The 5,790-nt window shown below is 70.1% G+C and carries 5 protein-coding genes and 1 pseudogene; 5 read left to right on the forward strand and 1 reads right to left on the reverse strand.

Features of this window, described 5'->3' with window-relative positions:
- Positions 1–35: 35 nt before the first annotated feature.
- The 5 genes from AB0M20_RS23375 (at position 36) to AB0M20_RS23395 (ending at position 4,292) form a co-directional block, all read left to right on the forward strand.
- On the forward strand, positions 36–926 hold the full coding sequence (locus AB0M20_RS23375) for a glycogen/starch/alpha-glucan phosphorylase (protein ID WP_364301432.1): 891 nt from the start codon (positions 36–38) through the stop codon (positions 924–926).
- 55 nt (positions 927–981) lie between these two features.
- The gene (locus AB0M20_RS23380) at positions 982–1,776 is read left to right on the forward strand and encodes an MBL fold metallo-hydrolase (RefSeq protein ID WP_364301434.1); all 795 of its coding nucleotides are present in this window, start codon (positions 982–984) and stop codon (positions 1,774–1,776) included.
- A 17-nt stretch (positions 1,777–1,793) separates the two neighbouring features.
- Entirely contained in the window at positions 1,794–2,231 is a 438-nt protein-coding gene (locus AB0M20_RS23385) for a hypothetical protein (RefSeq protein WP_364301436.1), read from the forward strand.
- A complete protein-coding gene (locus AB0M20_RS23390; RefSeq protein ID WP_364301438.1) occupies positions 2,228–3,421 on the forward strand; it encodes a zinc-dependent alcohol dehydrogenase in 1,194 nt (397 codons plus the stop codon). The genes AB0M20_RS23385 and AB0M20_RS23390 overlap by 4 nt, the downstream gene beginning before the upstream one ends.
- 259 nt (positions 3,422–3,680) lie before the next feature.
- Complete coding sequence (locus tag AB0M20_RS23395; RefSeq protein WP_364301440.1) at positions 3,681–4,292, forward strand: winged helix-turn-helix domain-containing protein; 612 nt, start codon at positions 3,681–3,683, stop codon at positions 4,290–4,292.
- A gap of 118 nt (positions 4,293–4,410) precedes the next feature.
- On the opposite strand, the pseudogene AB0M20_RS23400 reads toward AB0M20_RS23395, so the two are convergent.
- Positions 4,411–5,790, reverse strand: a pseudogene (locus tag AB0M20_RS23400) (peptidase S8); the annotation flags it as partial.

Raw genomic sequence — 5,790 nt, forward strand, 5'->3', positions numbered from 1 at the left:
ACCCCCCAATCACCAGATCTCTTTGCGGTGCCTGGGTGTACCGCGGTGCGACCTCCCGACCCCCCGCCGGGCCGCCGGGGGCGGCCCACGCCGCGTTCCGGGACAGCTGGCGCGCGGTCAAGCGGCAGAACAAGGCAGCGCTGGGCGTCGGCGACCCGGATGCGCTGCACGATGTGATGATCAAGCGGTTCCACGAGTACAAGCGCCAGCTGCTCAAGGTGCTGCACGTGGCGACCCTGCACCAGCGGCGGCTGGCCGGGGCGACGATGCCGGCCCGGGTGGTGCTGTTCGGCGGCAAGGCGGCGCCCTCCTACCACGCGGCCAAGTCGATCATCCACCTGATCAACCGGCTCGCCGACCTGGTCCGGGACGATCCGTACGTGACGGTCGTGTTCCCGCCGAACTACAACGTCACGCTGGCCGAGCGCATCGTGCCCGCCGCCGACCTGTCGGAGCAGATCTCGCTGGCCGGCAAGGAGGCGTCCGGCACCGGCAACATGAAGCTGGCCCTCAACGGCGCGCTCACCATCGGCACGCTGGACGGCGCCAACATCGAGATCCGCGACCGGGTCGGCGCGGAGAACTTCTTCCTCTTCGGCCTGGACGCCCGGCAGGCGTCGGAGCTGCGCGCGGGTGACTACCGGCCGCGCGACCTCTACGAGGCCGACCCGGAGTTGAAGGCGGCGGTCGACCTGATCGGCAGCCTCGGCTTCGGCGACGTGGTCGACTCGATCCTCGGCCGCGACGAGTACCTGGCGCTGGCCGACTACCGCGCGTACGTGGACGCCCAGGACCGGGTCGACGCGGCCTGGCAGGATCCCGACGACTGGGCCCGGATGTCAATCCTCAACACCGCACGGTGCGGCTTCTTCTCCTCCGACCGCACGGTCGCCGACTATTGCGCCACGATCTGGAAGATCACCTGACGACCGGCGCGGTCGCGGCGGAATAGGCCGGGTCGCAGCGGGTACGCGCCGCGGCATGACGGTCGAGGCGAGTGTCACCTATATCGGGAACGCGACCACGCTGTTGCGGATCGGCGATTTCACGCTGCTCACCGATCCGGCGTTCGGGGCGGCCGGCAGTCGCGTGCCGCTGGGCTACGGGATGTGGACGAAGCGGCTCAAGGACCCCGCCATGGCGGTCGCGGACCTGCCCCGCCTCGACGCGGTGCTGCTGTCGCATCTGCACGGCGACCATTTCGACCCGACCGCCTCGCGGAGCCTGCCGCGCTCCCTGCCCGTGGTCACCACCCCGGCCGCCCGGCGCGGCCTGCGGCGGCGCGGCTTCGAGACGGTGCACGGCCTGCCCACCTGGGACTCGTACGAGTGGACCAGCGCGACCCAGCGCCTGCGGGTGACCGCCGTCCCGGCCAAGCACGGACCCGGCCTGCTCGACCGGGCGCTGCCCGAGACCATGGGCTCGATCCTCGAGCTCGAGGAGAACGGCCGGCACCGGCTGCGGCTCTACATCACCGGTGACACCCTCTACGGCCCGCACCTCGCCGAGATCCCGCGCCGGTTCCCCGAGATCGACGCCATGCTCATCCACCTCGGCGGCACCAGGATCCTCGGCCTGCTGCTGACCATGGACGAGCGGCAAGGCGTCGAGACCACCCACCTGATCCGGCCCGGACTCGTGCTGCCGATCCACAACGACGACTACAAGGTGCAGAAGTCATCGCTGAGCGACTTCGTGAACCGGGCCCGGGCGCACGGCCTGACCGGGATCGAGCCGATCGAGCGCGGCGCGACGCACGCGTTTAAGCCCGCCTGACACCGGTATCCCACGGCATGCGAACTATCACCAAGACGGCGGTGGCAGCCACCGCGACGGCGGCCGGACTGGCCGCCTATCTGACCGGCCGCGCCCGGCGCGCGCGGCCACCCGGGCCGGCCGAGCCGGACGACCGCCGCCACGTGCTCACCGTCTTCCGCCCGCTGTCCGAGCTCACCACCATGGCCGACCGGCCGGCGCCGCTCGCCGCCCTCGGCGACTCCGTCACCGTCGACCTGCGCGCGGCACCCGGCGACCGCGGCACCGAGATCTCGGTGCGGCGCACGGACGACCGGGTCTCCGCCGGCGACGTGCGCCGCGCGTTGCGCGAGTCGCGCTCCCTGCTGGAGGTCGGCGACGTGGTCCAGCCGGGCATCTCGACCACCGAGCCCACGCTCACCAACAAACCGCTGCGCTCGGCCACCGAACACGGCCGCGAGGGAGGACTGCTGTGAAGGCGTTGCAGTGGGAAGGCGTCAACAAGCTGGCCGTCAACGACGTGCCCGACCCGGAGCTCCGCAACCCCGGCGACGTCATCCTCAAGGTCCGGCGCACCACGACCTGCGGTTCCGACCTGCACCTGCTGGGCGGCTACATCCCGTTCATGGAGAAGGGCGACGTGCTCGGCCACGAGTTCCTCGGCGAGGTCGTGGAGGTCGGTCCCGACGTGCGTAAGCATCGGATCGGCGACCGGGTCGTCGTCTCGTCGTTCGTCTCCTGCGGCCGCTGCTGGTACTGCAGCCAGGAGCTCTACTCGCTGTGCGACAACGGCAACACCAACCCGGCGATCACCGAGACGATGTGGGGTCAGGCGCCCGGCGGCTGCTTCGGGTACTCGCACGCGATGGGCGGCTACGCCGGAAGCCACGCCGAGTACATCCGGGTGCCGTTCGCCGACGTCGGCGCGTTCACCGTGCCGGAGGGGGTGAGCGACGAACGCGCGCTCTTCGCCTCCGACGCCGCCTCGACCGGCTGGATGGGCGCCGACCTCGGCGGGGTCGGCCCCGGCCAGGTGGTCGCGGTGTGGGGCGCCGGCGCGGTCGGGCAGATGGCGGCGCGCGCGGCCGTTCTGCTCGGCGCGGAACGGGTGATGGTGATCGACCGATACGATTATCGGCTGCAGCAGGTGGAGAAGCACATCGGTGCGGAGACCATCAATTACGAGCGCTCGAACGTCGCCCACGAATTGCGCGAGAGAAGCGGCGGCCGGGGCCCGGACGTGTGTATCGAGGCGGTCGGCATGGAGGCGCATTCGGCCGGTGTGCAAAACGTGTATGACCAGGTCAAGCAGCAGTTGCGACTGGAAACCGACCGACCGGCCGCACTTCGCGAGGCGATTCACGCGTGCCGTAAAGGTGGCAGCGTATTCGTGCTCGGAGTGTTCGCGGCGCTGGTCGACAAATTCCCGCTGGGCGCGATGATGAACAAGGGCCTGACGGTCCGCGCCGCGCAGATGCACGGCCAGCGGTACATTCCGATGCTCCTCGACCGGATGGCGAAAGGCGAACTGGTCACCGAGCATCTGGCGACCCACGTGATGCCGTTGTCCGAGGGGCCGGAGGGTTACCGCATCTTCAAGGAGAAGGAGGACGACTGCGTCCGGTCGGTCTTCCTGCCGCACGGAGCGCTGCCCTCGACCGCCTGAGGAACCGAGTCCACAGTGTAGGGTTTCGTCCGGATTGGTTAACGCCGAGGAAACGTCCATCGGCCGTTGAACCGCGACCGCCGTGGCATAGATGCGACTTGGCGCAACCGTGCCACCATCTTGCGGCATCCCCTCGTCTTAGTCTGACAGCGACGTCCATCCATGCCTTTGGCCCTGTTGGGCAGGCTCTGGACTGGTTCGGGCGATCGTGTGGCGGCACGGTCACCGGGTATTGCGGGGGATCCGGAAAGGGTGGGACATGACGAGTTCGATCGGGTACCTGGCAGTCGGGATAGCTTCATCCGCCGACGACCGCCGGGCACTCGCACAGCTCCTCGGGGACACCGAGGCGTTTCTGATCGTGTCGAGCGTGGAGCAGGCCCGGCAGTTCCTGAGCCGAGTCGGCGGCGCCGACGCCGACCTCGTGGAGCGGTTGCCGGCCGAGTTGACGACCCAGGAGGGCAACGAGCCGGTGGTGGTTGCGCCGGCGCGAGCGGTCGCCGCCCAGGCGGCGGAGGCGCGGATCATGGTGACCGAGACGGTCGAGATGGCCGAGCAACCGGGGTCACCCGAGACGCCGGTGGATCCGGCGTTGAGAGTCGACTCGGACCGTCGGATGCTGCGGTGGCTCGACCGCGAGGTCGGGCTGACGCGGCTGGAGCACGACTTCCTCGCCTGCCTGCTCGGGGCGCCCGGGCGGATCTGGACCTACCAGCGCCTGCACCACGAGGTGTGGGGCAACGAGCTGCTCGGGCGCGGGTCGGACCTGCACTCGGTGGTCCGCCGGCTGCGGGCCAAGCTGGCCCGCATCGGCGCCGCCGCCACCATCCAGGCGGTCCGCGGCGTCGGTTTCCGGCTGGCCGCGCACTGAGCCGATCGACGGAAAGGGCCCGCTGAGAATCTCAGCGGGCCCTTCTGCTGTCCGATGGGGATCCGGCCCGCCCGACGGGGGACGGGTGAGCCGGATCCGTCATCCGACGCCTAATGCGTCAGCAGCGGACAGGTGTCAGTTGGAAATCCTCCACCGTGGTGCCACCGGCGGTGATCTTCGCCTTGCGGGTCTGGGGCTGCCAGCCGTCCTTGGCGACGATCATCGTCAGCGGGTTGTTGCGCCGGTCGATCCAGTAGGCGTACTCGCCCTGGGCGTTGGTGCTCAGGGAGAGCGACGACGCCCACGAGTTCACCTGGACCGTGGCGCCGTTGATCGGCGCGGTGACCCCGGCGCACGAGGCGCCGGTGACCTTGCCGGTCAGCTTGCCCCACGACTTCGGCGGGTTGGCGATCATGGTCACGTCGACCGGAGCCACCGCGTACGGCGTGTTCTCCTTGATCGTCACCGCGCCCTTGTAGGTGCCGGGCTGCGCGACGTTGCCGGACATCGTCACCTTGACCGTGACCTTGTCGCCCGGCGCGAGGGTGGCCGACGTCTTGTCGATCGACAGCCACTCCACGTCCGCCCCGGCGGCGGCGCACTCCTCGAAACCGGGGAGCACCTCACTCGCCGGGTCGGCCGTGAAGCCACCCGACGAACCGCCGATCTTGTAGAAGCCACAGGACGCGCCACCGCGGTACCGGGCCTCGTTCGCGTTCGGCAGCGACTCCCAGGCGTCGGACGCCGGGTCGAACGCGAAGCCCGCGTTGGTCACCCCGGCACCCTGCACGCCGCCGACGACCATGAGCTTGTCGTTGGCGACCGCGAAGGACGCGGCCCAGTGGTCGGACGGAGCGTCCGGGATGGCCGTCCACGAGGTGCCGTCGAGCTTGTACCCGCCGGCCGTGGCAGCGTTGCCGTCGTTACCGCCGGAGCAGTAGAGGACGCCGTCGATGCCACCGCAGGAAGCGAAGGCCAGGGACTTCGGGTAGTCCGGCAGCGTCTCCCACGAGTCGGCGCCGAGGTCGTACGCGACGACGTCGTTGTCCATCGGGAGACAGCTCGCGGTCGTGCACCCGCCGACGGCGTACAGCTTGCCGTCGACGACCGCCTGACCGGCCGCGGAGCGCGGAGCCGGGTTCGGGGCCTTGACCTCCCAGGCGTTGGCACCCGGGTCGTACGCCCAGGTGTCCGCGGCCGGGCCGGCCTCGCCCCAGCCGCCGGTTGCGACGATCGTGCCGTCCACGACGCCCACGGTCATCGCGTTGCGGGCGGCCGGCAGATCGGCGATCGACGCCCAGCTCTGGGCGACCGGGTCGTACACGAAGTTCTTCGTGGTCGACGCGCTGCCGTCACCGCCACCGATCGAGTACACCTTGCCGTCCACCGTGACGACCCGGTTGTCCATGATCGTCTGCGGGTAGTCGGCGATGCCCGTCCACGGCTCGGCGTTCGAGCCGGTCACGGTCGAGGTGCCCTTCGCGCCCTTCGAGGCGAA

The sequence above is a fragment of the Actinoplanes sp. NPDC051633 genome (assembly GCF_040681735.1).
In the GTDB taxonomy this organism is placed as follows: Bacteria; Actinomycetota; Actinomycetes; order Mycobacteriales; family Micromonosporaceae; genus Actinoplanes.

Coding starts and splice junctions, on each gene's coding strand:
- AB0M20_RS23395 (WP_364301440.1), top strand. CDS start 3,681: ATGACGAGTTCGATCGGGTACCTGGCAGTCGGGATAGCTTCATCCGCC.
- AB0M20_RS23385 (WP_364301436.1), top strand. CDS start 1,794: ATGCGAACTATCACCAAGACGGCGGTGGCAGCCACCGCGACGGCGGCC.
- AB0M20_RS23380 (WP_364301434.1), top strand. CDS start 982: ATGACGGTCGAGGCGAGTGTCACCTATATCGGGAACGCGACCACGCTG.